Consider the following 25,798-nt stretch of genomic DNA (forward strand, 5'->3'; position numbering starts at 1 on the left):
TAGGTTTCAGCCGCTTTCTTACGCGTTCGGACGCCAGGTGCTTGTCGAAGATGCACCGGTGTCTTCCACAGGTCGAATCGGAGTAGCCACGTGGCGCTTCTTCTCTTCGACCGGTTCCTCTTCAACTTCTTCGACCTGGCCACGGCTACGGAATGCCTCAACCGCAGCATTGTGGTCCTTGTGCTCCTGACGGCGGTTTACCAGGCTGACCAACATCGGGGTGGCCAAGAACAACGAGGAGATCACGCCTTGAATGACGCCAATGAGCTGGATGAGCGCAAGGTCCTTCAAAGTACCCACACCCAGCATCCATACCGCGACAATCATCAGAGCGATGATCGGCAGCGCAGAAATAACCGAGGTGGAAATCGAACGCATTACGGTCTGGTTGACCGCGAGGTTGGCCTCTTCCGCATAGGTGGATCGTCGAGAATCAAGCACTCCCGACGTGTTCTCCTTGACCTTGTCAAACACAATCACCGTGTCGTAAAGCGAGAACGTCAACACAGTCAGGAAACCGATGATCATCGCTGGGGTGATCTCAAGGGCGAACAATGCGTAGATACCCATGATGAGGATGGCATCAACCAACAGCGCCCCCATGGCAGCCAGCGCCATCGCGCGCTGCAAACGCACCGCGACATACACGGACGCTGCCAAAAGGAACACGACCATAGCCAGGAGCATGCGGTTCGTAATCGTGGAACCCCACGACTCCGACACGGTGGAGTCACCGATAGCGTCAGCGCTCGGCTCACCGTTGTGATCCTGTGGGTGGTAAGTATCGAAAATAGCCTGACGCGCGGCATCGATCTGCTCCTGCGAAAGGTGGGCAGAGTTGATCTCCAGCGTGCGGGCGTCGCCAGCGCCAACGATCTGGGTGAGCTCAGGTGTCACACCGGTGGCCTCGACGAAGGTTTCCTCGACCTCGGTCGCGACCAAATCGCCGGCAGGCATCGTCAGCTTGGTGCCGCCCTCAAAGTCGATACCCATGTTGAAGCCACGAATGAACATCGCCAGGATCGCGACCACAATGAGTCCGAGGGTGATGCTGTACCAGGTCTTGCGGTGCCCAACGAAGTCGAGGCCGCCGGAGCCGTCATACAGCGATTCACGGTCGCGACGTGCAAAGCCGCGCTTCGTCGTGGGGGTTTCGGTCGTAGCTACAGTGCTCGACATGATTAGGCCTCCTCATTCGCGGCGGATGCTTCCACGGAAGCTTGTTGCTTGACGACGACGCCGTCGCCCTCCTCAAGATCACCTGCAGCGCGGCGCTCTTCTGCGGTGCGGAATGCGGCACCCATGCCGTTGACAGACGGCTTCGACCAGAAATTGCTGCGAGATGCGAGCACGAGAAGCGGCGCAGTGACCAGGAAGGTGACCAACAGGTCGAAGATGGTTGTCAGACCCATGGTGAAGGCGAAGCCCTTGACATCGCCAACTGCCAGGAAGTAGATGATGACCGCACCAATCAGGGTCACCATGTTGCCTGTGATGACCGTCTCCTTGGCCCGTTCCCAACCGGACGCGGTCGCCGAACGGAATGTCTTGCCGTGGCGTACCTGGTCCTTGATGCGCTCATAAATCACGATGAACGAGTCTGCGGTCGTACCGATACCGATGACCAGACCAGCGATGCCCGACAGGTCGAGCGAGTATCCAATCCAGCGACCGAGCAACACGAGCATGCCGTAGACAAGCAAACCTGCTGCTGCCAGGGTGACCAACGAGATGAAGCCGAAGAGGCGGTAGTAGGCGAAAACGAAGATCGCCACCATGGCAAGACCCACCAGCCCCGCATACAGGCCAGCCTTCAAGGAGGCCTGACCGAGTGAAGGGGGAACCGTCATCGCAGTTCCGCCTGGCTCACCGTTTTCACCGGCGAACGACAGCGGCAGCGCGCCGTATCGCAGGTTGTTCGCGAGACCCTCAGCTTCCTCCTGAGTGAACTGACCCGTGATCGAGGTTGCGGAACCGACTGGGGTTGCGCCCTGGATAACTGGCGCGGAGATCACCTGGGAGTCAAGTGTGATTGCAATCTGCTTCTGCAGCATCTCACTGGTGAGTTTCGCCCAGGTAGCGGAACCGTTGACATCACCAGCCTGGTTGAAGGCGAAGCTGATCTCCATCTGTCCCGACTGCGGGTTGTATCCGCCGGTAATCGCGCGGCTGGTATCAATCTGCTCGCCGGTCAGGCGGGGCCCTTCCGGATCTGTTACACCGCTCAGCAGGGGGACCTCGTCAAGCAACATCGCCTGACCGGTCGACGGGTCACAAGCGACTAGCGGAAGATCTTGCTTATCCGAGCCAGCGAGCGGGTCGGTTGCCTGGCCGAAGCAGCGTGCGGACATCAACGTCAACGCAGCGTACTGCTGAGTCGGGTCAGTCGACTGGCGGGTCTTCCGCAGCATTTCGGTTGTTTCCTGGCGGCGCTCAGCGGCCTCAACCGGACCGTTCGGTTCCGGCAGTGGTTCAGCGGAAATCTGTGGGACGTTCTTCGGCTCTGCTGGCGCTTCTTCCTCGCTTGGCGCGACGTCCTTGCCAACCTCTGGGTTGTTTGCATCGCCTGACTCAGCAGCTTTGGCCTGCTCCTCGGCTTGTTTCTCAGCCTGCTCCTTGCGAGCCGCGAACTGTTTCAGCAGTGACTGGCCCTCTTCGGGCGTGAAGATGCCGTACTTTACCCACTCGTTCGCCATATCCAAGATGGCTTTATCTGCTTCAGCTGGGTTTGCAGCCGGAGGGTCAAGCACAGGTCGGAAGAACAGCTGGGAGGTCTGTCCGATGTTACGGATCTCCGAGGTATCGTCACCGGCTGCTTCGATCACGATGGTGTTGCCATCGACGACGACCGATGCGCCCGAGACGCCCATGCCGTTGACACGGTTCTCCAGAATCCGACGAGCATCCTGGAGCTGTTCTGACGTAGGCTCTTCACCCTGCGGCACCAGTGTCACACGAGTACCGCCCTGCAAGTCAATACCTAGCTTCGGGGTAGCACTCTTCGTGCCGGTAAAAAATACAAGGGCGTAGACGCCGATGACGATGAGAGCGAATAGGGCAAGCGCCTTCGCGGGCCACTGCCGCTTCGACTTCGCCTCGCCGGATCGCCGAGTGCGTGTAGACACTGAGCAGACTCCTCTTTGTTCAGGCTCGGGTTTTCCGCCTTACACCGGCGCACACGCCGATCCAGCAGCATCTTTCAAGGTGCGGTGGACACAAACAATCGCGCGAGCCGGTGATGGCACAACGCAAATATGCTACGCCATCAGGCCAGAAAAACTTAGTTGGGTACCTCATTTGTGTCGACAGGTGCCACAGGCTCAATCTTGCGCATCACACCAGCCGTATCCATCGTCACGGCTACACCCGGGACAAGCTCCACAAGCATGGTCTCGCCATTGTGCTCCACGACCGTGGCGTGGAAGCCTGCAACGTTGACAATCTGATCGCCAGGCTGAATCGACTGACGCAGTTGTTCAATCTGAGCCTGACGCTTCTTCTGGCCACGCATCATGAGGATGGAAGGCAGCAAGAACAAGGCCAGAATGACAATGAGCAAAATTGGTTCCATGAGAAACCATCATTGCACAACACAATCGTGGGCTTAGTAGAGCGGCATCTGCCCAGGCGCTTCGGGAGGTGCCTGCAAACCCAAGTGCTCCCACGCGGCGGCAGTAGCAACCCTGCCCCGGCCTGTTCGCGACATCAGTCCCGCGCGCACCAGATAAGGCTCACAGACCTCTTCGATGGTGCCGGATTCCTCGCCAACCGCGATCGCAAGGGTCCCTACACCTACCGGTCCACCGCCATGTCCCCTAATCAGGGCGCCAAGCACAGCACGGTCGAGGCGATCTAGCCCTAGCTCGTCGACATCGAACACTTCGAGCGCACTTCGTGCGGCATCCAGGTTTACCCTGCCATCGCCATGCACCTCAGCCCAGTCGCGCACACGACGCAGGAGGCGATTCGCAATTCGCGGGGTTCCACGCGAACGCGAGGCGATCTCAACCGCAGCATCAGTATCAATCTGCACCCCAAGGATATTCGCTGCACGACTGACAACCTTGGTGAGGTCGTCGACATCGTAAAACTCCATTTGAGCTGTAAACCCAAAGCGGTCACGCAACGGGCCGGTGAGCATACCTGCCCTCGTGGTTGCCCCGACGAGGGTAAACGGAGGAATCTCTAGCGGAATCGATGTCGCGCCCGGGCCCTTGCCAACAATGACGTCGATACGGAAATCCTCCATGGCCATATAGAGCATTTCCTCAGCCGGCCGTGCGATGCGGTGAATCTCGTCGATGAAGAGCACATCGCCCTCCATCAAGTTAGACAACATCGCCGCCAAGTCGCCTGCCCGTTCAAGAGCAGGCCCTGAGGTCATGCGCAACGACGTGCCTAATTCCTGTGCGACGATCATTGCCATTGTGGTCTTGCCCAGTCCAGGCGGACCAGACAGCAAGATATGATCCGGCGTCACACCACGATTTCGGGCGCCCGTAAGCACAAGACTGAGTTGTTCTCGTACCTTGGGTTGGCCGATGAATTCCTGAATGGACTTCGGACGCAACGAACGCTCAATATCGTGTTCGTCGGCCTGCACGTTGGCGTCGACAGGCGACGGTGCTTTCGCTGAAAAACCTTCAGGGAGCTGGAACTCGGTCTTTTCCACATCAGACATTGCGCATTAGCCTACTTCTTGCCCAAATGCGTCAGCGCTTGACGCAACAACGCAGAAGCGTCGAGATCCGGCTGGTCTGTTGTCAGCTGATCTACGACCGACTGTGCCGTACGCTCTGGGAATCCGAGTCCGACCAGCGCTTCCACAACCTGTTCCGAGGCATAGGTGGTGGCTGGTTTTACTCCTGTACCAGCCGCCGCACCGCTTGGTGACTGCGCCGGCAACATCGCTTCGACTTTGTCCTTGAGCTCGAGGATCATGCGCTCGGCCATTTTCTTGCCCACGCCGGGGATCGTTTGAACCTTCTTCGCGTCACCGTTTGCAATATGCGTCGAAAGCTCGCCAGGCTCAAAAACAGACAACGCGGCAATAGCCAACTTCGGACCCAAGCCAGTCACGGTCTGCAACTTATGGAACATCTCGCGCGATTCATTGTCGCCAAAGCCATACAAGGTGACGCCGTCATCTTTGACCACCATCGAGGTCATCACTCGATGCGTTTCACCACGCACAAGACCGCCAAGCGTTTGCGGTGTAGCAAGAAACCTATAGCCCACCCCAGAACACTCAATGACCGCATGGTCGAGACCAATAGCGAGCACCTCACCGTTGAGAGAATCAATCATTGCACTGCCGCCTTCGTATTGGAGTATTGAAGTTGTTGGAGATGTTGCGTTCGAGCGATAAGTGGCGCGCGCCAGCAGTGACAGACTGCAATGGCCAGCGCATCAGCAGCATCTGCTGGTTTCGGCGCCTCACTCAAACCAAGAATGCGCGTGACCATAGTGGTCATTTGCTTCTTGTCCGCACGTCCATTGCCAGATATTGCTTTCTTTACCTCTGAAGGGGTGTACATGTGCACCGGGATGTCACGCTCCGCAGCGGCTAAGACCATGACACCGACAGCGTGCGCTGTGTGCATCACCGTGGAGACGTTGCCACGTTCAAAGATACGTTCCATAGCAACAACATCGGGCTGGTAATCATCCATCCACTCGCCCACCGCCCGAGAGATTCTGAGCAGGCGCTCCGCAAGCTCCGCTGTTGAGGGAGTTCGCACGACGCCAACTGCTACGGGAATGATCTGGCGGCCACGACCTGCCTGCACAACAGACAAGCCACAACGCGTCAGACCGGGATCAATTCCCATCACCCGTAGTCCTTCGAGGTTCACGCAACCACTCCTTCGCTCATGACACATATGTTCTACCACAACGTGCGAAAAAGGCGCGCCTCTCAAAGAGGGCGCGCCGGTTCACGACGAAGTGTTACGCGTCGAGCTGCGCTGCAACCTCGTCAGAGATCGTCATATTGGTGTAGACATTCTGGACGTCGTCGGAATCTTCCAACGCGTCGATCAGGCGCATCATCTTCTGTGCGCCCTCGAGATCCAGATCGACCTGAACGTCGGCACGGAATTCCTGGCCAGCATCTTCAATCTCGATGCTTTCACCGATCAGCGCCTCACGCACTGCAGGCAGGTCAGTCGGCTTGCAGGTAATTTCGAACTCCTCACCGAGGTCGTTGACTTCCTCAGCGCCAGCGTCGAGCACTGCCATCAGCACGTCATCTTCGGAGAGGTCACCCTTCTTGATCGTGACCACACCGGTGCGCTCAAACATGTAACCGACAGAGCCGGACTCGCCCAGGTTGCCACCGTTCTTGGTCATGGCGGTACGTACCTCGGTTGCGGCACGGTTGCGGTTGTCGGTCAAGCACTCAATCAACACAGCAACACCGTTGTTGCCGTAGCCCTCGTACATGACAGTTTCCCAGTCGGATCCGCCGGCTTCCTCGCCGGAGCCACGCTTGCGAGCGCGCTCGATATTGTCGTTGGGGACCGAGGCCTTCTTCGCCTTGCGGATCATGTCATCGAGGGTCGGGTTAGCAGCGGGGTCACCGCCGCCAGTGCGGGCGGCGACCTCGATATCCTTGATCATCTTCGCCCAGAGCTTGGAACGCTTTGCATCGTTCGCCGCTTTTTTGTGCTTGGTCGTTGCCCACTTTGAGTGGCCTGCCATCGAGCACCCCTTCATTCCTCTGTTGACGGTTAACAGAGCGCAAGTATACGCCAGCTGCACAAATACGCTGTTACTGGCCGTCGGTGGCAAACTGCGGCACTACCGCAGTACCGCCAAGACGGAAAAACCGCACCATAGGTCGCAACTGCAGCACCAACGTATCCGCAACCGCATCGTTATAGAACCGCCGGGCGAGTTCTACTCGGGTATGTGCATCACGGAGTTCAGCCGGTACGTCGCCACTGCTTTGCGACGACTCCCTGACCACCTGCATCAGATCCCCCTCAGCGCCAAGACGCAGCCGAAGATCCTTCGAGCTGAACCGAAGCGCCTCCGTTTCGTGAGCCTGCTTCGCGAGCTCCGGAAACAGCGCCGCAACTACAGCGCAGCGGCGGTCAAGAGCAGCCTGCAGCGCATCACGGGACCTATCCAAACGAATATGCAATCGGTGAAGTCGCTGCGCAGTGTGAAACGCCCAGGCAGCCACGATGACAACGCAGATCAGCGCGACGACGAGAAGCACGACACCAAATGTCACCGCTCAATCCTCACCTTCTCGTTGTAGGAAACAGCCTCATACACAGCGCAAACACGGTTCGCCACCACTGACCAGTCGAATTCCCTGGCCCGACGTGCGCCTCGGTTAATCAAGTCATTGCGGTAAGTGGCGTCGTCGATAAGCAGCTGCAACTGCTGCGCCAAAGCATCGGGATCCCCCGGCGGAAAGAAGGCCGCAGCGTCAGAGCCAACGGCGGCAAAAGCAGGGATATCGCTGGCTACCACGGCACACCCCGCCGCCATTGCTTCGACCAGAATGATGCCAAACGACTCGCCGCCGAGGTTCGGGGCAACAAAAATGTCGGCGCGGCCGAGAATCTCGACCTTTTCATCCTCCATAACCTTCCCAGCGAAACGCACCCCGTCCATTTCGCGTGCAGCACCTCCGCCCATCACCGTCACCTGAGGAAGGCGCGGAAGACGCTCCAGGGCAGCCAAGAACACATCGAGGCCTTTACGTGGCTCGTCGAGTCGCCCAAGGAACACAACCTCCACGTCTGAAGAGTCATTGCGCACACCACGAGCCCGCGCGAAGCGTCGCGTGTCAACTCCGTTCGGAATGATCACAGGGTCAGTGCCAATCTGCTCTGCCTGCCACTGCCATGCCAACTCGCTCACTGCGATTCCGGCACGAATCTTCTCCAAGTTCGCTCGCAACGCAGGCAGTGCTACTTTCAGCGCGTAGGAGCTCTCCGCAGAGGTGTGATAGGTAGCCACGATCGGACCCGCGGCTATTCGGTTCGCAACCATGGCGTAGCCCGGCGAATTTGGCTCGTGGATATGCAGCACGTCGAAATCGCCGAGTTCGATGAATCGCTTGGTCGTCCTCACTACTCGCGGGCCAAACGACAAGCGCGCAACAGAACCGTTGTAAGGAATCGGAACCGCTGGCCCGCCCCGAGTTACCCACTCAGGCAACGGCGTATCGGCAGATGCAGGGCCAAGGACTTCACTGTGATGTCCCATTTCCCGCAACCGCTCCGCCAAGTCAAGGACATGCGCTTGAACCCCACCAGGTTCATCAAAAGAATAGGAGCAGACTAGCCCAACCCGCATCGGCTAGGTCTCCCTTGAGATGTCTGAACGGTTGTCGAGCGCCCAGCGCCTCCCGCGAACCGGGACATCGACAGGCCACAACGGCTGCAGCATGTGCCAATCCTGCGGGTGGTGGGCAATCGCGACAGCGAACTCGTCTGCAATTGCCTGCACCGTTCGCTCAAGCGTGGTTACTTTCAGCGCAGGTGCAACGCTCATCCCCCAGCGAGGATCCGTCTGCGAACCTGCAAACCACGTATGCACTGTGTGAAGGCTCGCGCCTGTCTCCAATGCCAACTTTGCTGGCCCTACAGGAAAAGTCGTATCCTCGCCGAAAAATGTCACTGGCACGCCTCGACGCCCAAGGTCGCGCTCGCCCATCAAACACACGATGCCCCCGCCTTGGAGGACCTCTTTGAGCCTTGCATAGGGAGGAGTTTTCTCCCCGGTGAGGGCAAGTACTTCGAAACCCAGGCTTTCGCGATACTCCACGAACGCATCAAACAGCTTCTCAGGCCTGAGCCGCTCAGCAACCGTTGTAAACGTTCCATAGTGCTTTGCAAGCCACATTCCCGCCATATCCCAATTCCCGGAATGCGGCAGAGTCAGTACGACCCCGTTGCCAGCATCGATCGACTCCTGCAAATACTCCCTACCAACCAGACCTGCAGTGAGTCGCTCATCCAAGTTTGGATCATCCGCAATGCGAGGCAGTTGGAAAGCTTCGAGCCAATACCTTGCGTAGGAACGCACGCTGTCACGCACCAGCTCCTTGGTGACGTTTTCTGCACCGACGACGCGTGTGAGATTGCGGCGCAGCATGTCCATTCCGGCGCCGTCGTTTGATACCCAATCCGCACCAGCAGCAGCTAACGGACGCGTGAGGCACTCCGGAAGCGCCCCGACGATCTTCCACCCGGCGATGTAACCCGCCGAAGACACACGCTTTCCAATGCCGCTCATCTACGCCCCTGCTGGTGGCGCCATCTTCGCGTTCGCCTGATCGTCTCGCGCGGCGAAGACCAGCCGCTGCACCACGGTAAACAACGACCCTGCTAACAGAATCCAAATTGACACCACGACAGCGTTGGGCACCCCAAACCCCTCGAGCGCTAGCCCGCCCAAAGCAAGGATCAAACGCTCTGGCCGTTCAATGAGGCCGCCGACGACGCTGATGCCGCCGGCTTCAGCGCGCGCCTTGATGTAGCTGATCGCCTGCGAGAGGACCAACACAGCTAGGCAGGCTGCAACATGGGCCGCAGACAAGTCCGCAACGTAGACCATCCACATAGCGATCGACCCAAACAGGGCGCCGTCCGTGAGACGGTCACAACTGGCGTCTAGTGTTGCGCCGAAAGCCGTCCCACCACCACGTAATCGCGCCATGGTGCCGTCCACCATGTCACACGCTGCAAAAATCGTGCTCAACACCGCTGCCCACACGAGATGATCCGTCGGAATGAGAACCATCATCGCCAGCATCGTGGCAATCGTGCCGGCAAGGGTGATCATGTTCGGCGTGACGCCGGCTTTCAACAAGCCCTTCGCCACCGGTTCCACGACAACAGCTGCCGGTTTACGCCCATGCACACTAAGCATCGTGGCTTCTCCCCTCGCCCTGTTCAACCTCGCGCCACCCCTGCGCCAGCAGCTCGCGAGTCTCCCGCAGGAGCTGCGGCAGAACCTTGGTTCCGGAAAGCACAGTCATAAAATTCGAGTCACCGGACCAGCGCGGAACCACATGCAGATGCAGGTGATCTCCAACCGACCCCCCGGACGCCTTGCCCAGGTTCAAGCCGACGTTAATTGCCTCTGGGCTCGACACGTGCTTCAGCGTCTTTACCGCATGCTTGGCAAATGCCATCAGTTCGGTTGTTTCTTCGTCGTCAAGCGCTTCAAGCTCCGCGACCTTCCGATACGGCACAACCATGAGATGTCCCGCGTTGTACGGATACAGGTTCAACACCGCGTACACACGCGTGCCACGGGCAATAATCAATCCGTCTTCGTCGCTGAGTTTCGGTATCTCTAGAAACGGGTCATTGCTTTTCGACGATCTCGGCGCCGACGCAATGTAACTCGACCGGTAGGGCGCCCACAGACGTACAAGACGGTCAGGAGCCCCTACACCGGTATCGATGTAGGGGTCCTCGCCATGATTACTGCCGCTGGGCTGCAACGTTTGCCTCACTCGGCTGATCGTTACGTTTCGCCGCGATCCAGTCCGCGATAATCTCCACTGCCTCATCGACATTCACGCCGTTGATCTGCGTGCCATCAAGGAAGCGGAAGCTCACAGCGTTGGCATCAACGTCACGCTCACCCGCAAGCAGCATGAACGGAATCTTGTTCGTGGTGTGCGTACGGATCTTCTTCTGCATGCGGTCGTCCGAGTGGTCAACCTCTGCACGAATACCGCGCTCGCGCAGCTTTGCGACGACCCCATCAAGGTGGTCGGCAAACGCATCAGCAACCGGAATACCCACAACCTGGTGCGGCGCCAGCCATGCCGGGAACGCACCCGCGTAGTGCTCGAGCAGCACGCCGAAGAAACGCTCGATCGAGCCAAAGAGTGCACGGTGGATCATCACCGGACGCTTCTTCGAACCGTCAGAGGCGGTGTAGGTCAGGTCAAAGCGCTCAGGAAGGTTGAAGTCCAACTGGACGGTCGACATCTGCCAGGTGCGACCGATGGCGTCGCGTGCCTGCACCGAAATCTTCGGGCCATAGAAAGCGGCGCCGGCAGGGTCCGGAACCAGCTCAAGGCCAGACTTCTTCGCCACCGACTCGAGAATGCTCGTGGAACGCTCCCAGATGTCGTCGTCGCCAATGTATTTCTTCGGGTCCTTCGTGGACAGTTCGAGGTAGAAGTCATCCAGACCGTAGTCCTGCAGCAGCGAGATGATGAACTCCAGAACGCTGGTGAGCTCTTCTTCCAGCTGCTCCTCAGTGCAGTAGATGTGAGCATCATCCTGGGTAAAGCCACGAGCACGAGTCAGACCGTGCACCACACCAGACTTTTCGTAGCGGTACACCGTGCCGAACTCGAACAAACGCAGCGGAAGTTCGCGGTAGGAACGACCACGAGAGTCGAAGATCAGGTTGTGCATCGGGCAGTTCATCGGCTTGGCGTAGTAGTCCACCGGCTGCTTAGTCACGTTGCCGTCAGCGTCAACCTCACCGTCGAGCTTCATCGGCGGGAACATGCCGTCCGCGTACCAATCCAGGTGACCAGACTTCTTGAAAAGGTCACCCTTGGTCACGTGCGGGGTGTTGACGAAGGAGTAGCCGGCTGCCACGTGACGCTCACGCGAGTGCTGCTCCATGGTCATACGCACGATGCCACCGTCCGGGTGGAATACCGGAAGACCAGAACCGACCTCGTCTGGGAAGGAGAACAAATCCAGCTCATTGCCAAGACGGCGGTGATCGCGCTTCTCAGCCTCCTCGAGCATGGTCATGTACTCGTCGAGCTTTTCCTTCGACTCCCACGCAGTGCCGTAGACACGCTGCAGACCAGCATTGTCCTGGTCGCCTCGCCAGTAGGCAGCGGACGAACGGGTCAGTGCGAATGCCGGGATGTACTTCGTCGTTGGCACGTGCGGGCCACGGCACAGGTCATGCCACTCCACCTCGCCCGTGCGGGGATTGACGTTGTCGTAGTGGGTCAGCTCGCCTGCACCGATTTCAGTAGCTTCGTCAGAATCTGGGTCGACGTTGCCCTTGTCGTTGATCAGTTCGAGCTTGTACGGCTCATCCTTGAGATCCTCGGCTGCTTCCTCCACGGATGCGTAGACACCGCGGACAAACTTCTGGCCTTGCTTGATGATCTTCTTCATACGCCGTTCAAGCGTTTTCAGATCTTCAGGCGTAAACGGCTCGGCGACATCAAAGTCGTAGTAAAAGCCATCTTCAATCGCAGGGCCAATGCCCAGCTTGGTTCCCGGGAACTCCGTCTGAACAGCCTGTGCAAGTACGTGCGCACAGGAGTGGCGGATAACCGAGCGACCAAGCTCAGTGTTTGCCGGGACAGGAGTGAACGTGGCGGTTTGCTCCGGCACGTGGGAAAGATCTTTGAGTTCGCCCTCTGCATCCAAGACGCAAACGACGGCGTCGTCGCCCTTGTTCGGCAAGTTCAACTCCCGCATCGCTGCACCCACGGCGGTGCCTGCGGGGACCTCGAACGTTGCAAACTCGACTACTGCTTCGTTTGACATAGGTGTCGTGCGCTCCTTTGCGCGTCATTGGGCTGCGTCATACCTGGACGCAACCCCATCGTGCTGTTCACTGTCCCGACGGCGCAGACGCACGCCGGTCGATAGGGATTCTACCCCCCGAGTGCCGGAAAGTACGGCTTCGCCCCAGTACGTATCACCGGAGTTACCACTACCCGGCTCCACAGTGCCCGGTGGCACCCAGTACACCGCGGAACCAATGTGAGTCGTCCATTCGTTAAGGCGATCCATCTCCAGCAGGCGGCGAAGCACCGGAGTGAACTGGATATCCGGGTCCTTCTGGAAAGTCAGAAAGACCAAGCCTGCATTTGAGAGACCTTTCGAGTTCGGGTCCGGCGGAAGGTTGTAGTTGTACGGTCTGCGTAAGAAACGCTGCTCCGGATGGTCCTTCGGCGGCATTGCTCGCGCCATGTGCGAGTTCCTGTCAATGACGGGCAGACCGTATTCATCAATTGCATCGAGATCTGGTTTGTCGAATTCGCTGTCGCCAGTGAGCGGGGCACCGTCGCTCAACCTGCGGCCGACAGACTCCTCGCGTGAAGCCCGGTCGAGCCGCTCCCAATCGTCGAGATCCATCGCGATCCGGCGCACTACCAGTGAGGAAGAGCCATCCTCGTGAAACACCTGCTCCGCGAATTCATCGTCCGAATGTGGGTTGACGGTTCCATCGACTTGACCGAAGAGGTTGCGCGGGGTTTGGCCTTTCGGAATATTGCCGTAGGCGTTCATGAACCCTTGCTGCACCCACGCAGTTTTTACGTAGTCCATCCCTGCGCGGGTCATGTGGCGCATTACCCATGCACACACCATCGGGTCATCCGAGCAGATCTGGAGAACGATATCGGTTTGTCCCCACTCTGGAACGAGTTTCTCCCGTGGCATCGACTCAATGTCGTGCAGCCACGCCGGCTTACTTTCGGGGGCGGCGACGTCAAAGATTCGCTCGCCTAGCCCGCATGTGATTGTAAGGTTTGCCGGCTTGTCTACCATTTCTGGCTCAAGGCTTGACAAAGGGTTGCGGCCGGAGACGAGCTCTCGCGCATCTTCCGTCCACAACCGCATAAGACGGCGAAGACCATCAACCTTCACGCCGTCCTTGAGGTTGAACCCAACGAGGTTGAGATTCGCTTGTGTAGTCGTTTGGATGCCTGCCTGATGAGCGCCATCGAATGCGATAGTTGATTCGGTAAGTGCCCGTGATGCAGTTTCGCGATCATCCTCACCGCTACACGCAACGAGCGCCATGCTTGATGACGCAACCCCCGCCACCCCAGCCGCACCGGCCAGAAACACCCGGCGGGAAACTCCGCCACGCTGTGGCTCAACCATTGAATTCGCTCCTCCTAGTGCTTGTGCTCAGCGGTTTCGCTGTGCTCGGCGTGTTCGCCATGCGCTGCATCGTCGCCGTGCTTGTGCTGGCTGTGGTCCATGACCTGGCCATCCTCGCCGTAGTCCTCATCGCCCGGCAGCATGGTACGGACGGCTACTTCCGGAATATCAATGGTGGTGCCACCCTCAGTCAGCAGCGTGACATCAACGGTGTCTCCAGCAGGAATCTCGTCCGGGTAGCCCATCACCATGAAGTGGTCACCGCCCGGCTTCAGCTCGTAAGTGCCACCGGCCGGAATGACGATGCCGCCCTCCTTCTCCTGCATGACGCCATCCACTACCTCGTGGATTTCGTACATGGCTTCACCCAGCGAGGTAGTGAAGCCAATCACGTGGATGTCTTCATCCGTGTCATTCTTCAAGGTGCCAAAGATCGCGGTCATATCACTGCCATTTTCTGCGTCCTTGGCAGCCTTTGCACGCACAGTGCCATCGACGAGTTCAACGTCCGAGGTGGCGGCAGCATCCGTGGCAGTCTCACTTGCCGACGTTGCAGCGGACGAGGTAGCTGTGTCGGTTGCCGCCTCATTAGAGTCGCTAGAGCAGGCGGTCAGCGCCGGGGTCAAAGCGAAAGCAGCGACAACTGCCGTGGCCATCAAACGATTCTTCATCATGTTTCCTTACTGCGCGCCTTTGCGCACGTCATCAGTTATGGTCTTGCTCTTCTTCGAACGATTCGTCACGGCCAACACCGCGATGACCGCAAGCACGATGGTGCCAAGAGCAAGCAGCCAGAGAGCAGAAACGCTTGAGTTTTCATTCGTTTCTGCAGCGTTAGTAGCGGTCGAATCCTGTTGCGATTGCGAGCCAGCGCCATCTGGCTGATAGCTAAACGAGGTCATGCCCTTAGTTGCGTGTCCGTCGGACGAGACGATTTGGAAGCCAACTTTGTAGTCTCCGGCCTCCGGCTGCAGATCTGGCGGAAGGTCGAGTGTGACGTTTCGGCCCTCAATTACCGGTTCGCCGGTGAACAGCACATCCGTGCTTCCATTCTCCGTACGTGAGATGGCGACGGTATTGAAACCTTCCTTGGGCTCGCCAGAAAACTCCAGCTCGATCCGCCCAGGAAAGTCCTGCACCACAGACTTGTTTTCGGGGTTGGATCCGATAACAACGTCATGCGCAACCGCGGGAGCCGAGGTAACCAGAGCAGTTGCCAACGCCGCGGCAGCAATACCGCCCACTCGTGCAACTTGCCTGCAATGTGCAGGTTTGGGCATTTCGTCTCCTTGTTCAAACTATTGAGTGCGTAATTTTCGCACTCGAAATGAGTAGTCGCCTAAAACGGCCGAATAGTTCCCACACTGGCACAAAACCGGGTTAAGCGACAAAACCCCCAATATTGGCAGCTAGGAATCGCAGGCCCCAGCCTGACTGCCTGAAGAAAAAGAAAAACCGTCAGTTTCCTGACGGTTTGCGTTGTGGTCCTAGCTGGGATCGAACCAGCGACCTTTCCGGTGTGAACGGAACGCTCTTCCACTGAGCCATAGGACCGAACGAGTTGCTAGATTACACGGATGGAGCGCCACGGACGAATCCGCAGGCCACAACCACTTTCCCCCCAAGAGAGCCTTCCCCTGCCTAGTTTGACACCTTGAATCGCGTGCGGCTCCCGAGAATTACATCGCTGAAACCTCATTAACCAACCCGCACCAAGTGCCGTGAACTGCCGATTTGGATACAAGCGGTGAATGAGGATAAGGTTTGTTCTCGCAATCAGCGCGGTAAGCGCGGAGAGCATGCGGATGTAGCGCAGTTGGTAGCGCATCACCTTGCCAAGGTGAGGGTCGCGAGTTCGAGTCTCGTCATCCGCTCCAGTTCCATCAAGGAACGTGGGCGCGATTAGCTCAGCGGTAGAGCACTACCTCGACACGGTAGGGGTCACTGGTTCGATCCCAGTATCGCGCACAGAGGGTCTCCCCCTCGTCAACTGAATACAAGATGCGGATGTAGCGCAGTTGGTAGCGCATCACCTTGCCAAGGTGAGGGTCGCGAGTTCGAGTCTCGTCATCCGCTCCAAGTACTTCGGAGTTCCCGAATACTTTGGAGGTAACTCCACGGTGGATTGGTCGAGTGGTTAGGCAACGGTCTGCAAAACCGTGTACACGGGTTCGATTCCCGTATCCACCTCCAAGCTGTCACCAGCCAAGCGCGATTAGCTCAGCGGTAGAGCACTACCTCGACACGGTAGGGGTCACTGGTTCGATCCCAGTATCGCGCACAGAGGGTCTCCCCCTCGTCAACTGAATACAAGATGCGGATGTAGCGCAGTTGGTAGCGCATCACCTTGCCAAGGTGAGGGTCGCGAGTTCGAGTCTCGTCATCCGCTCCAAAAAAGACTGTCTATCGTTTCGGTAGGCAGTTCTTCTTTTATCCCCTTTTCTATAGGCGCTGCAATTGCCAAGCCCCGAAACGTACCGCGCAAATGCTCCAGTGCACAAGAAGCAGAATCAACAGCGCAAAGGATAATTGGGACCACCCCTGGTACCAAGCGCCTAAGCACAGCGTTCCCACCGGGAATGTGGCACCCCACCACCCCGGACCGTAGGGCGAAATTGCCACTACCGCCTGGTAGAAGCAATACATTGCAAACAAGGAACACGGCACTCCGATCACGAACATGACAATGCCGTAGAGGTGGGCGTCGAAAAGCACTGTTGAAGCGGCAGTCGATTGCCCGACGACGCCTAGTGGGATCCAGGCTGTACCAGCGGCCGCGCCACTTGGGTGGTAACGGTGGCGCATGAATGACCAAAAGCAATAGGCAAACAGCGGAATTGCCGTTGTCAACGTGAGCCAGAAACACACCACACCGACATAGTGGTAGAGCGCTCCATGCTCATCGGATAGCTGCCCTCCAGACGTTGCGGCCACCATTGGCGTGACCAACGCAAGGCCCCAGGGAAACGCAGGTTTTCCATAGAGGCTCGGTCGCTTCCAAAACGCCCAAAGCTGCCACAAACACACTAGTGCGGAAAGCGGTGCACCGATCCACCAACTGGCCAACTGGAATCCATCGTTACCGGTCAGCGCGGTCCACGCTGAGCCGCAAGACAGTAGCCCCATCGTGTACATGCCCCACGCCGCCATATTTTGGTGGCGAGGAGGCTCATGTCGAGCGCCCACCGTAAAAACCGCAAGCAACACAGCGGCACACAGGGCGAACGCGATCTGGCAGAGACGAAAGCCATGCAAACCAGACAAGGTGGAGGCAATTGAAGTGCCCATCAAGGCACCGGCCCACGCCGGACCGTACTTTGGCAACTGCATGATAACCACGCTATGCCTGTTCCCAACCTATTAGCGAATCTGTGTGTGCAGCTCCCCCGATTGTTGCCTCTGCTGTTCTCGCTCACTGCAATGGTCATGAGACTTCAATAGGCATCGCTTCACCAAAATCCGGAGCGGCTATCCTACCGGCGTGCAGAAACTTTCTGGTGGCCTCCTCGCCGCGCTGGCTTTGTTTACCGCCTCTGGCCCCCTGGGCATCGACATGTACCTCCCGGGCATGCCAGAGCTTGCGACGAGTTTGTCGACGTCACACTCATTTGCCCAGATGACCATTACCGGGTTCATGCTCGGTATGGCCCTTGGCAATCTCTTGTTTGGGGCGATTTCCGACGGGACCGGACGAAAGCCTGTCATTATTGTGGCTTCCGCCGTTGCCCTTGTTGCCTCGGTGGCTTGCGCGCTAGCTGATTCCATCGCATTCCTCATTTGCGCCCGCTTCTTCCAAGGCCTCGCAGGTGGATGCGCGATCGTCGTTGCTCGTGCTGTCGTCCCCGACATTGCTCACGGAAAACAAGCCGCGCGCGGACTTTCAGCGCTCATGGCGATCTCCGGGTTTATGCCCGCAATCGCCCCGGTGCTTGGTGGCCTCATCATTCCCGCATTCACCTGGCGCGGCGTTTTTTGGACAATCGCTGCAGTCAATCTTGCGCAGCTCGTTGTCGCTTTGTGGCTCGTTCCCGAGACGCTGCCCTCCCACAAGCGGACAAGTGGCACCTTGCGCCAGATGTTTCCGCGGATGGGGCGCTGTCTACAACGTCCCGCGTTCACTGGATACATGGTGGCTGCAGGTTTGGGCTTTGGCACGCTCTTTTCCTACATCGCGGCTTCTCCCCTAGTCCTCCAATTGCAGCTCGGTCTGAGCCCAACCACATTCTCTCTCGTCTTCGGGAGCATCGCGTTGCTCATTCCACTGAGCAACACGCTCAACATGCGGCTGCTCAAGCGGCACCAGCCGCGCGCGCTCCTTACCGTCGCACTCGGAGTTGATCTCACAGTGGGTGCGATACTCCTCGCATTTTCCATTTTGGGTCCAAGCACCGCAATGATTCCTTTTATCGCAATCCTCTCCGCGATGGCGGGATTCATCATGGCGAATGCTTCCGCTCTCGCTATCGAGGAAGTGCGAGACATCGGTACCGGAGCCGGAACCGGTGTCATGGGGTTCTTCCAATTCATTATCGGTGGACTCGTTCCACCACTTGTTGCGCTCGGCCCAAACCCAGCCGCTGCGATGGCGCTCGGCGTGCTCACCTGCGCTGGTTTGGCGCTTACGGGAGCACGCATCAGCTCACGCTTTCACCGAAGCTGATCAGCTTCAACCCACCACGTTCCAAAACCACGAGGCCAGAAACAAAACCGCTTTACAATTAACGACGATGCTTACCCCCAACACCTCAGACCAGCTTCCCGACTCGATCGACACGCAGGTATTGATTGGGCCGGTTCTTCCACCTGGGGAGTGCGAGACACGCTTGATTGGTATTGCTTCGCTCACCGGGGTTGCCGCAATCGAGGGAGCATCTGCCGGCTTGGGAAATGCGACCGATTTCGCATTGCTCAACGCCCTTCGCGTGTGGTCTGATGCAGTGCTCGTTGGTGCGGAAACGGTACGAAAGGAAGACTACTTCGGTGCGCGAGTCTCGCCAGAGAAACAGCAACAACGGAAGGAAAACGGGCAGTCTGTCGCGCCTCCGATTGTGGTGTTAAGCCGCAGCCTCGGTTTTGATACGTCCTCGCAGCTCTTCTCCAATAGTCTCGCAGCGCCGATATTCGCCGTCCCCCAGGATATGCTCGATACCCCTGAGGTTGCTGCTCGCGCACATGACATCACCGAGGCTGGTGGCAGCATCCTCCCGCTCGTAGATGACTCCATGCGAACAGCAATTGAAGCGCTGCACATGCACGGTATGTCCCGCATCGTTTGCGAGGGAGGTCCACAGCTCAACACCCAGATGCTGAATGAAGACGCGGTAGACGTATTTCATTACACCATCAGCCCTCACGCAGTGCTGCAGCCTTCTGAAGTGAGGTTGTTCGGGCACAGTGACGACGATCGCAACATCCCCTTTGTTCTCGAGTCGGTTAAAGCAACAAGCGATTCCCTGCTGTTTTGCCGTTACCGAAGGGTGCGGGACCGAAAAGGCTAATCGAGCCGGTACGGTATCACCCGTGATGTTGCAAACTCGCCTCCATGATTTTTGGGTCGCCCCAGCGCCCGTCGCGACGCGTTCCCACGCGGAGGTACCAACCTCCACGCTTCGAGGCGCAGGTGCTTTGGCTTGGCCACTGGCAGTCATCTTGATCGTGCACAGGCTTTTTGTCCTCGCACGCACCGGATCGGTGACCGACGACTTCACTACGGTCTGGTCGGCGGCACGCCGCTTCGTCGACCGAGTACCTGTGTACAACGAGATTTACGAGCACGTTGACCCGCACTACCTCTATAACCCGGGTGCTACGCTGCTACTTTCTCCTCTTGGGATGCTTCCAAGTATGGAAAGCGCGAGGCCATTTTTCATCCTGTTCAACGCGCTTTGCATTATTGCTGCAGTCACATGGCTTACGCGGCTAGCGGGCTTCCGCATGTCTCACCCGGTGCTTCCAATCGCATTAGCCCTTGCATTTATGACGGAAGCCGTGACAAATACCTTGGTGTTTTCGAACATCAACGGCGTACTGCTTCTCGCCCTGACTGCGTTTATCGCGTTGTTTCTCGCTAGGCGTGATGTCGGTGCGGGTATCGTGCTCGGGCTGGCGGTCGTCGTCAAGCCAATGTTCGCTCCGCTTCTCGTACTGCCACTGATGAAAATGCGGTGGAAGGTAGTTGCTTGCGGTGTCGCCGTACCTGTATTCCTCAACGTCATTGCCTGGCCGCTGACTCCAGGTGCTCGCGACTACATCGACGTTGTTGTGCCGTATCTAGGCATCACACGCGACTATGCCAACTCTTCGCTCGCAGGTTTTGCCGTCTATTTCGGTATGCCTGCCTGGGCGCACACCATCCTCTTTGTCGTCGCTGCATCTGCTGTTGCGGCGGCGATCATTGGTTTAGCCCGCTGGCGTTATAGCGACGAATGGCTTTGGCTGACCTTGAGCACCGGCGTCCTGCTCGCAGGCGTATGCCTACTGTCCTCACTCGGACAGGCGTACTACTCGATGATGCTCTTCCCCGCCCTGTTTACTGTGTTTCACCGCGCCAGCCCCCTGCACACTTGGCCAACGTGGCTGGGCGCCGTTTTATGTCTCGCGCCACTGAGTTGGGTTACGCCTGACGCGATACTGCTTGGACGGTGGCTGAACACTTTTCTTCCCACATTTGGATGGGCCGTGTTTATTGTCGCGGTGGCATCGTGGGTATGGTCTACTCAAATCACATCGGCGCCACAAAAGGAGAGGACGCGACAATGAGCGAATCCAAACCAAATTACAAGGACTTCACCGAAGCACAGTGGCGAGAAAAACTTAGCCCTGAAGAGTTTCGGGTCCTGCGGGAGGCCGGCACCGAGGCACCCGGTGTGGGCGAATACACCAACACCACCACTGAAGGTGTCTACCGCTGTAGAGCATGTGGTGAGGAACTGTTTCGGTCCTCAGAAAAGTTCGACGCACACTGCGGGTGGCCAGCATTCTTTTCCCCACTGGCGGGCGATCGGATTATTGAGCGCGAAGACCGCTCTCACGGAATGATCCGTACGGAAGTACTCTGCGCGAACTGTGGCTCTCATCTCGGCCACGTGTTTGCCGGCGAGGGTTTTGACACCCCCACCGACCTGCGTTACTGCATCAACTCCATTAGCCTGACGCTGGAAGAGGCCTAGGGCCTCATCCGGCCTACGGCAGGATGTTGATGATCTCCGCGATGTCGCTGACGCGACGTCCGGTCTGGAACGGAACCTCCTCGCGCACGTGCAGGCGGGCCTCGGTGTAACGCATCGTCTTCATCAGGGCCTCAATGCGCTCGAGCGTTGGCGCCTCAAATGCCAGCATCCACTCGTAGTCGCCGAGCGTAAACGCCTCGACGGTGTTCGCGCGCACGTCCGCAAAGTCGCGGGCGGCTTGGCCGTGTTCAGAAAGGATTCGGCGACGCTTCTGGGGGTCCATGATGTACCAGTCATACGAGCGAACGAAGGGGTAGACCGTGATCCAGTCACCCGGTTCCTCCCCCATAATGAAACTCGGCAGGTGGGACTTGTTGAACTCTGCAGGACGGTGCAAACCGTTGCCAAGCCAGCTCACCTCAACGAGCTGACCGAACGCAGTCTCACGTCGGAAATCAGCCAGTGCCTTTTGTAGGTCGGAAAACTCTTCTGCGTGCCACCAGATCATGAAGTCTGCATCAGCACGAATGCCGGTGTTGTCGTAGATGCCACGAACAACAACGACGCCCTCTTCTTCAAGCTTGCGGAAGAAAGCCTGCGCTTCTTCGATGATACGAGTACGTTCCGTCCCAAGAGCACCGGGAATTGCACGGAACACTGCAAACTGCAGATAACGCTGCGTGGCGTTGAGTTTCGCAAAGTCAAGCTTGGCCATGATGACGCTCCTTCCCTGCCGATACGGCAGATCAAACTAAAGTCGTAATGAGTCTACGCTGTCGCACATTGCGTCTCGACGATATGTCGGCGCGCCTCCCCCACCACACGCAACGGGTCGATACCTTTATGCGTGTGATGAATCCGGACACCACCCCCCAGACCTCCACACATAGTGCGGATACGCTCGGGGAAGGCGCAAACGAGAACTGGCCGGCGGATTTTTCTAAGGCCGTCGAGTCAATGCATGCAGCCCAGCTTCGTCCTGAGATTTCCCTCGGGACTATCCGACCGCCGCAGCGACCAGCACCGTTTAGCCATGCTGTGGGGCTCGAAGTAGTCCACCCGAACGAGGACGGTGACAACATCCCGGTCGATTCAGAAGGCGATGCTTTCGGCCGACTAATCCTCCTACACTCCCCTGCCGCCGAGGAGGCCTGGGAGGGCACCATGCGGCTGGTGGCCTATATCCAAGCGGACATGGATGATGCTGTGGCGTCAGACCCGTTGCTACCTGACGTCGCTTGGCAGTGGCTCAATGAATCGCTCGCGGAGACCAGTGCTGGGTTCACCAATCTTGGCGGCACGGTTACGTCGACCGCATCAGTACGCTTCGGTGAGATCGGCGGACCTCCCCGCGCATACCAGTTGGAGATGCGCGCCTCCTGGACTGCTGAGGGGATCGACTTGAAGAGCCACGTCGAGGCTTTTTCCAAGGTTTTGGCCCATGTTGCCGGGCTTCCACCAGAGGGTGTGACACAGCTCAACGCACGCTAGGGCATACTTACGCAACATGACATCCCAGGTGCAGTACCACCTCGTAGAAACTCCCGAGCAATTCTCTCGCGCAGCGGCGGCATTGGCAGAAGGTCGAGGCGCTTACGCCATCGATACCGAGCGCGCAGCGTCATTTCGTTATGACGACCGAGCGTTTCTCGTGCAGATTTATCGACGAGATACCGATACGTACCTGTTCGCCCCGGAAGGCAACCGAGACGCGCTTCATGATGCCCTCGCTCCCGTCATCAACGGTGAGGACTGGATTATCCATGCAGCCGTCGATGATCTTAAGTCGCTCGCAATGCTCGGTCTCTACCCAGGCACAATCTTTGACACAGAACTCGCATCCCGCTTCGCAGGGTTTAATAGGCCAAATTTGGCGGCGATGGTGCAGCACTTCGTAGGAGTAGAACTTAAGAAAGGTCACGGCCACGAAGACTGGTCCACCACACCTCTGCCACCGACGTGGCAAGAATACGCAGCGCTAGATGTGGCACACCTCCACGATCTCGCAGAGGCTCTCGCCGAGCAATTGGACAACGAAGGCAAGCTTTCGTTCGCCGAGCAGGAGTTTGAGCGGATTGTCAACGAGCTCGGACCGGACAACGCACCCTTTAATGAGACATGGCGTGACATGAAGGGAGTGTCAGGGCTACGCTCCGCCAGGAGCCTGCAGCTCGCTAAAACGCTGTGGACCGCCCGCGACGAACATTGCCGAAAAGAAGACATCTCTCCCGGTCACATGCTCTCGAGCGAATCAATCGTCACCATCGCTCGTACTGTGCCATCCTCCCCATGGGAACTACGAAACTGCCTGCGCTACCGATCGCTCAATACAACGAAAGCCAAATTCTGGTTTAGTCTCGTCGAACAGGCGCTCGCTGAGGACCCCGAACAATGGCCAACCCCCGCGCAGCCTGCACCGACTGACCCTCCCGCAAAAATTGTGTGGGAACACGACTACCCACGTTCCTGGCACGCATTGCAGTCGGCGCGAAAGTACGTCTCTGAAGTGGCGGCGCAACAAAACATCCGTCCAGATATGCTGCTCTCTTCTGCAGTGCTGCGACAAGTTATGTGGACCGCCCCAGACTCCGACGCCGTATGGAGCACTGACGCTGCTGCTATGCAACTGAAGCGTGCTGGGGCACGCCCATGGCAGATCGCCCTTACGGCACCGCTGCTCGCACGGGCCCAAGCTGAAGCGAAAGCAGCAGGAATCCCGCAGGGCAAAACCCCGTCATCTGGGCGAGCTGCAGCACGTCGCCGTCGCAGGAAGCGCGCTCAATAGCGCCTTACTCGCTGTCAGCGAGTCGCTGTGCCCACTCTCTAATCTGCAGGGCGGCAGACTCCGCATCGAGTCCATACTCCTCGAGGATTTCGTCGCGGGACCCGTGCAGGGGGAACACATCCGGAAACGCGAGTTGGCGTAGCGGTGTGTCCACCTCTGCTGCCGAAAACGCCTCAGCGATAGCAGATCCGACGCCGCCTCGAATGATGCCGTCTTCATAGACCACAACCATGTCAGCTTCGACAGCCAGGTCACACAGCGCGGCGTTGACGGGAATGATCCAACGGGGATCGACAACAGTCACGCGGATACCGTCGTCGACAAGCGCATCTGCAATCTCGAGCGCGGCCTGACCAAATGCGCCGACGGCAACGAGTAGCACGTCGATTTCTGAATCGCTGCTATCACCTGTGGGTTCGGCGAGGATATCTACACCGCCGACGTTTCGCAGTGCCGGGATCGTCGGGCCGGCAGAGCCCTTCGGGAACCGTACGATCGTCGGGGCGTCGTCGACAAGAAGGGCCTCCCTGAACTCTTCGCGCAACGACTGAGTGTCTCGAGGTGCGGCGATACGGACACCCGGGACGATCGATGCGATCGCCATATCCCAAACACCGTTATGGCTTGCGCCGTCGGAGCCAGTTACGCCTGCACGGTCCAGCACTAACGTAACCGGCTGGTGGAGCAAACCTGCATCCATAAGCAACTGGTCAAAAGCACGATTGAGGAAGGTCGAGTAAATCGCCACAACCGGGTGCAATCCACCGAGTGCCATACCAGCGGCAGACGTCACTGCGTGCTGTTCCGCAATCCCCACATCGAAGAACCTGTCTGGGAACTGCTCACCAAATGGCTGCAGACCGGTTGGCCCCGCCATTGCCGCAGTGATCGCAACGATGTCATCGAGTTCGTGGCCTGCGCGAAGCAGCTCTTCGGTGAAAGCTGCGGTCCAACCTGGCTTAGAGGTGGCCAGTGCTTTTCCTGTTACAGGGTCGATCACGCCGGTAGAGTGCATCTGGTCGGCTACGTCATTGACTGCCGGGGCGAAACCGTGGCCTTTCTCAGTGACAACATGCACGATCAACGGCCCCTCGTAGCGCTTGGCATACTTAAAGGCGTTGAGCAGTGCCTTGAGATCATGCCCCTCGACTGGACCGACATATTTCATACCAAGGTCCGGGAACATTTCGGTTGGAAGAACCTGATACTTCACGCCTTCCTTGAGCGCATGCAATGCATCAAAGGTCTTCTCTCCGACCCACCCCATAGATTTGAGGGTCTTTTTCCCAGACTCCATGACCTCGTCGTAGCCAGGCTGGATCCGAATAGCGGCTAGCTGGTCACGGAGCTTGGTCAGGTTATTGGCCAGTCCGCCAATCGTCGGAGAGTACGAACGGCCGTTGTCGTTAACCACGATGACAACGTTGCGGTTTCCGGCCGCGATGTTGTTGAGTGCTTCCCAACACATGCCACCTGTGAGCGCTCCGTCACCGACAACTGCGATGACGTGATCGTCCGAATTACCGGTGAGTTCCTTCGCTTTGGCAAGACCGTCCGCATAGGACAGCGAGGCACTGGCATGGGAAGATTCGGTCCAGTCGTGTTCTGATTCAGATCGCGACGTGTACCCAGAAAGACCGCCCTTCTTGCGCAAGGAATCAAACTGGTTCGCACGTCCAGTCAAAATCTTGTGCACATACGACTGATGCGATGTGTCAAAGATGATCGGGTCGTTCGGGGAATCGAAAACGTAATGCAGCGCCAGTGTCAGCTCAACAACGCCGAGGTTCGGTCCGAGGTGTCCTCCGGTTGCTGACACTTTCTGGATGAGCAGCTGCCGGATCTCGTCCGCGAGCGCGTTGAGCTGGCTCGGCGCGAGCTTCTGCACGTCTGCCGGTGTCTCAATATGCTCGAGCAGTCCCACTATCCTGTCGCTCTCCTTCAGGTTTTTCGCCGCGATGCGGTCCGCATCTGCAGTGTTCCCG

At 58.1% G+C, this 25,798-nt stretch carries 25 protein-coding genes and 7 tRNA genes; 12 read left to right on the forward strand and 20 right to left on the reverse strand.

What is annotated here, in order from left to right; genetic code table 11:
• Positions 1 to 18: 18 nt before the first annotated feature.
• The 17 genes from secF to HMPREF2690_RS04650 all read right to left on the reverse strand — a co-directional run bounded on the left by secF (position 19) and on the right by HMPREF2690_RS04650 (position 15,413).
• Complete coding sequence (gene secF, locus HMPREF2690_RS04570; protein WP_371325716.1) at positions 19 to 1,182, reverse strand: protein translocase subunit SecF; 1,164 nt, start codon at positions 1,180 to 1,182, stop codon at positions 19 to 21.
• Positions 1,182 to 3,125, reverse strand: a complete 1,944-nt coding sequence (gene secD / locus HMPREF2690_RS04575; protein WP_070484854.1) for a protein translocase subunit SecD — start codon at positions 3,123 to 3,125, stop codon at positions 1,182 to 1,184. Before secD ends, secF begins: the two co-directional genes overlap by 1 nt.
• Before the next feature lie 155 nt (positions 3,126 to 3,280).
• Complete coding sequence (gene yajC / locus HMPREF2690_RS04580; protein ID WP_070820286.1) at positions 3,281 to 3,571, reverse strand: preprotein translocase subunit YajC; 291 nt, start codon at positions 3,569 to 3,571, stop codon at positions 3,281 to 3,283.
• A 33-nt stretch (positions 3,572 to 3,604) separates the two neighbouring features.
• The gene (ruvB, locus tag HMPREF2690_RS04585; protein ID WP_070423072.1) at positions 3,605 to 4,681 is read right to left on the reverse strand and encodes a Holliday junction branch migration DNA helicase RuvB; all 1,077 of its coding nucleotides are present in this window, start codon (positions 4,679 to 4,681) and stop codon (positions 3,605 to 3,607) included.
• Between the two features lie 11 nt (positions 4,682 to 4,692).
• A complete protein-coding gene (gene ruvA / locus HMPREF2690_RS04590) occupies positions 4,693 to 5,307 on the reverse strand; it encodes a Holliday junction branch migration protein RuvA (RefSeq protein ID WP_070820287.1) in 615 nt (204 codons plus the stop codon).
• Positions 5,304 to 5,855: a crossover junction endodeoxyribonuclease RuvC gene (gene ruvC, locus HMPREF2690_RS04595; protein WP_070820288.1), complete on the reverse strand. Its 552-nt coding sequence runs from the start codon at positions 5,853 to 5,855 to the stop codon at positions 5,304 to 5,306. Before ruvC ends, ruvA begins: the two co-directional genes overlap by 4 nt.
• 94 nt (positions 5,856 to 5,949) lie before the next feature.
• Complete coding sequence (locus tag HMPREF2690_RS04600) at positions 5,950 to 6,702, reverse strand: YebC/PmpR family DNA-binding transcriptional regulator (protein ID WP_070423069.1); 753 nt, start codon at positions 6,700 to 6,702, stop codon at positions 5,950 to 5,952.
• A gap of 70 nt (positions 6,703 to 6,772) precedes the next feature.
• Complete coding sequence (locus HMPREF2690_RS04605; RefSeq protein ID WP_246819507.1) at positions 6,773 to 7,240, reverse strand: LemA family protein; 468 nt, start codon at positions 7,238 to 7,240, stop codon at positions 6,773 to 6,775.
• The gene (locus HMPREF2690_RS04610; RefSeq protein ID WP_070820289.1) at positions 7,237 to 8,316 is read right to left on the reverse strand and encodes a glycosyltransferase family 4 protein; all 1,080 of its coding nucleotides are present in this window, start codon (positions 8,314 to 8,316) and stop codon (positions 7,237 to 7,239) included. Before HMPREF2690_RS04610 ends, HMPREF2690_RS04605 begins: the two co-directional genes overlap by 4 nt.
• 3 nt (positions 8,317 to 8,319) lie before the next feature.
• Entirely contained in the window at positions 8,320 to 9,258 is a 939-nt protein-coding gene (locus HMPREF2690_RS04615; protein ID WP_070820290.1) for a phosphatidylinositol mannoside acyltransferase, read from the reverse strand.
• Positions 9,259 to 9,894, reverse strand: coding sequence for a phosphatidylinositol phosphate synthase (gene pgsA / locus HMPREF2690_RS04620; RefSeq protein WP_070570439.1), 636 nt, complete (start codon positions 9,892 to 9,894; stop codon positions 9,259 to 9,261).
• The gene (locus HMPREF2690_RS04625) at positions 9,887 to 10,543 is read right to left on the reverse strand and encodes an ATP adenylyltransferase (protein ID WP_083320310.1); all 657 of its coding nucleotides are present in this window, start codon (positions 10,541 to 10,543) and stop codon (positions 9,887 to 9,889) included. Before HMPREF2690_RS04625 ends, pgsA begins: the two co-directional genes overlap by 8 nt.
• A complete protein-coding gene (gene thrS / locus HMPREF2690_RS04630; protein WP_070451320.1) occupies positions 10,455 to 12,512 on the reverse strand; it encodes a threonine--tRNA ligase in 2,058 nt (685 codons plus the stop codon). The genes HMPREF2690_RS04625 and thrS overlap by 89 nt, the downstream gene beginning before the upstream one ends.
• A 24-nt stretch (positions 12,513 to 12,536) precedes the next feature.
• Positions 12,537 to 13,859, reverse strand: a complete 1,323-nt coding sequence (locus tag HMPREF2690_RS04635; RefSeq protein ID WP_070820291.1) for a Dyp-type peroxidase — start codon at positions 13,857 to 13,859, stop codon at positions 12,537 to 12,539.
• A gap of 14 nt (positions 13,860 to 13,873) precedes the next feature.
• A complete protein-coding gene (locus HMPREF2690_RS04640) occupies positions 13,874 to 14,530 on the reverse strand; it encodes a copper chaperone PCu(A)C (protein WP_070820292.1) in 657 nt (218 codons plus the stop codon).
• A gap of 9 nt (positions 14,531 to 14,539) precedes the next feature.
• Complete coding sequence (locus tag HMPREF2690_RS04645; RefSeq protein WP_070820293.1) at positions 14,540 to 15,139, reverse strand: copper resistance CopC family protein; 600 nt, start codon at positions 15,137 to 15,139, stop codon at positions 14,540 to 14,542.
• A 202-nt stretch (positions 15,140 to 15,341) separates the two neighbouring features.
• Positions 15,342 to 15,413: transfer RNA gene (locus tag HMPREF2690_RS04650), tRNA-Val, on the reverse strand.
• A 247-nt stretch (positions 15,414 to 15,660) separates the two neighbouring features.
• Between HMPREF2690_RS04650 and HMPREF2690_RS04655 the strand changes: the two genes are divergently transcribed.
• From HMPREF2690_RS04655 to HMPREF2690_RS04680, 6 genes are all read left to right on the forward strand, one after another.
• Positions 15,661 to 15,736, forward strand: a tRNA-Gly gene (locus HMPREF2690_RS04655).
• Between the two features lie 19 nt (positions 15,737 to 15,755).
• Positions 15,756 to 15,827 (forward strand) — tRNA-Val (locus HMPREF2690_RS04660).
• A gap of 35 nt (positions 15,828 to 15,862) precedes the next feature.
• A tRNA-Gly gene (locus HMPREF2690_RS04665) sits at positions 15,863 to 15,938 on the forward strand.
• Between the two features lie 40 nt (positions 15,939 to 15,978).
• A tRNA-Cys gene (locus HMPREF2690_RS04670) sits at positions 15,979 to 16,052 on the forward strand.
• A gap of 16 nt (positions 16,053 to 16,068) precedes the next feature.
• Positions 16,069 to 16,140 (forward strand) — tRNA-Val (locus HMPREF2690_RS04675).
• A gap of 35 nt (positions 16,141 to 16,175) precedes the next feature.
• Positions 16,176 to 16,251 (forward strand) — tRNA-Gly (locus tag HMPREF2690_RS04680).
• A 50-nt stretch (positions 16,252 to 16,301) separates the two neighbouring features.
• Here HMPREF2690_RS04680 and HMPREF2690_RS04685 read toward each other — a convergent pair.
• The gene (locus tag HMPREF2690_RS04685; protein WP_070820409.1) at positions 16,302 to 17,189 is read right to left on the reverse strand and encodes an SLAC1 family transporter; all 888 of its coding nucleotides are present in this window, start codon (positions 17,187 to 17,189) and stop codon (positions 16,302 to 16,304) included.
• A gap of 151 nt (positions 17,190 to 17,340) precedes the next feature.
• Here HMPREF2690_RS04685 and HMPREF2690_RS04690 point away from each other — a divergent pair, with 151 nt between their 5' ends.
• From HMPREF2690_RS04690 to msrB, 4 genes are all read left to right on the forward strand, one after another.
• Positions 17,341 to 18,519 (forward strand): multidrug effflux MFS transporter, encoded by a 1,179-nt coding sequence (locus HMPREF2690_RS04690; protein WP_070771382.1) that lies wholly within the window; start codon positions 17,341 to 17,343, stop codon positions 18,517 to 18,519.
• A gap of 67 nt (positions 18,520 to 18,586) precedes the next feature.
• The gene (locus HMPREF2690_RS04695; protein WP_070614504.1) at positions 18,587 to 19,357 is read left to right on the forward strand and encodes a pyrimidine reductase family protein; all 771 of its coding nucleotides are present in this window, start codon (positions 18,587 to 18,589) and stop codon (positions 19,355 to 19,357) included.
• A 25-nt stretch (positions 19,358 to 19,382) separates the two neighbouring features.
• Complete coding sequence (locus HMPREF2690_RS04700) at positions 19,383 to 20,618, forward strand: glycosyltransferase family 87 protein (RefSeq protein WP_070820294.1); 1,236 nt, start codon at positions 19,383 to 19,385, stop codon at positions 20,616 to 20,618.
• Positions 20,615 to 21,028: a peptide-methionine (R)-S-oxide reductase MsrB gene (msrB, locus tag HMPREF2690_RS04705; RefSeq protein WP_070483781.1), complete on the forward strand. Its 414-nt coding sequence runs from the start codon at positions 20,615 to 20,617 to the stop codon at positions 21,026 to 21,028. The genes HMPREF2690_RS04700 and msrB overlap by 4 nt, the downstream gene beginning before the upstream one ends.
• 13 nt (positions 21,029 to 21,041) lie before the next feature.
• Here the strand turns inward: msrB and hemQ are convergent, their stop codons facing one another.
• A complete protein-coding gene (hemQ, locus tag HMPREF2690_RS04710) occupies positions 21,042 to 21,746 on the reverse strand; it encodes a hydrogen peroxide-dependent heme synthase (RefSeq protein WP_180950015.1) in 705 nt (234 codons plus the stop codon).
• Positions 21,747 to 21,880: 134 nt separating this feature from the next.
• Between hemQ and HMPREF2690_RS04715 the strand changes: the two genes are divergently transcribed.
• Together HMPREF2690_RS04715 and HMPREF2690_RS04720 are read left to right on the forward strand one after the other, a co-directional pair.
• Positions 21,881 to 22,519 (forward strand): DUF3000 domain-containing protein, encoded by a 639-nt coding sequence (locus HMPREF2690_RS04715; RefSeq protein ID WP_371325696.1) that lies wholly within the window; start codon positions 21,881 to 21,883, stop codon positions 22,517 to 22,519.
• Positions 22,520 to 22,535: 16 nt separating this feature from the next.
• The gene (locus HMPREF2690_RS04720) at positions 22,536 to 23,813 is read left to right on the forward strand and encodes an HRDC domain-containing protein (protein WP_070820295.1); all 1,278 of its coding nucleotides are present in this window, start codon (positions 22,536 to 22,538) and stop codon (positions 23,811 to 23,813) included.
• Between the two features lie 4 nt (positions 23,814 to 23,817).
• Here HMPREF2690_RS04720 and dxs read toward each other — a convergent pair whose 3' ends face one another.
• The gene (dxs, locus tag HMPREF2690_RS04725) at positions 23,818 to 25,737 is read right to left on the reverse strand and encodes a 1-deoxy-D-xylulose-5-phosphate synthase (protein ID WP_070820296.1); all 1,920 of its coding nucleotides are present in this window, start codon (positions 25,735 to 25,737) and stop codon (positions 23,818 to 23,820) included.
• Positions 25,738 to 25,798 lie beyond the last annotated feature (61 nt).

Source organism: Corynebacterium sp. HMSC034E11, assembly GCF_001835905.1.
Lineage (GTDB): Bacteria > Actinomycetota > Actinomycetes > Mycobacteriales > Mycobacteriaceae > Corynebacterium > Corynebacterium coyleae.

Coding starts and splice junctions, on each gene's coding strand:
- HMPREF2690_RS04615 (WP_070820290.1), bottom strand. CDS start 9,258: ATGAGCGGCATTGGAAAGCGTGTGTCTTCGGCGGGTTACATCGCCGGG.
- HMPREF2690_RS04645 (WP_070820293.1), bottom strand. CDS start 15,139: ATGCCCAAACCTGCACATTGCAGGCAAGTTGCACGAGTGGGCGGTATT.
- HMPREF2690_RS04610 (WP_070820289.1), bottom strand. CDS start 8,316: ATGCGGGTTGGGCTAGTCTGCTCCTATTCTTTTGATGAACCTGGTGGG.
- HMPREF2690_RS04640 (WP_070820292.1), bottom strand. CDS start 14,530: ATGAAGAATCGTTTGATGGCCACGGCAGTTGTCGCTGCTTTCGCTTTG.
- pgsA (WP_070570439.1), bottom strand. CDS start 9,894: ATGCTTAGTGTGCATGGGCGTAAACCGGCAGCTGTTGTCGTGGAACCG.
- yajC (WP_070820286.1), bottom strand. CDS start 3,571: ATGGAACCAATTTTGCTCATTGTCATTCTGGCCTTGTTCTTGCTGCCT.
- HMPREF2690_RS04695 (WP_070614504.1), top strand. CDS start 18,587: ATGCTTACCCCCAACACCTCAGACCAGCTTCCCGACTCGATCGACACG.
- msrB (WP_070483781.1), top strand. CDS start 20,615: ATGAGCGAATCCAAACCAAATTACAAGGACTTCACCGAAGCACAGTGG.
- ruvA (WP_070820287.1), bottom strand. CDS start 5,307: ATGATTGATTCTCTCAACGGTGAGGTGCTCGCTATTGGTCTCGACCAT.
- HMPREF2690_RS04635 (WP_070820291.1), bottom strand. CDS start 13,859: ATGGTTGAGCCACAGCGTGGCGGAGTTTCCCGCCGGGTGTTTCTGGCC.
- HMPREF2690_RS04600 (WP_070423069.1), bottom strand. CDS start 6,702: ATGGCAGGCCACTCAAAGTGGGCAACGACCAAGCACAAAAAAGCGGCG.
- HMPREF2690_RS04625 (WP_083320310.1), bottom strand. CDS start 10,543: ATGAGGCAGTGGAGATTATCGCGGACTGGATCGCGGCGAAACGTAACG.
- ruvB (WP_070423072.1), bottom strand. CDS start 4,681: ATGTCTGATGTGGAAAAGACCGAGTTCCAGCTCCCTGAAGGTTTTTCA.
- HMPREF2690_RS04715 (WP_371325696.1), top strand. CDS start 21,881: ATGAATCCGGACACCACCCCCCAGACCTCCACACATAGTGCGGATACG.
- HMPREF2690_RS04685 (WP_070820409.1), bottom strand. CDS start 17,189: ATGCAGTTGCCAAAGTACGGTCCGGCGTGGGCCGGTGCCTTGATGGGC.
- thrS (WP_070451320.1), bottom strand. CDS start 12,512: ATGTCAAACGAAGCAGTAGTCGAGTTTGCAACGTTCGAGGTCCCCGCA.
- HMPREF2690_RS04720 (WP_070820295.1), top strand. CDS start 22,536: ATGACATCCCAGGTGCAGTACCACCTCGTAGAAACTCCCGAGCAATTC.
- HMPREF2690_RS04700 (WP_070820294.1), top strand. CDS start 19,383: ATGTTGCAAACTCGCCTCCATGATTTTTGGGTCGCCCCAGCGCCCGTC.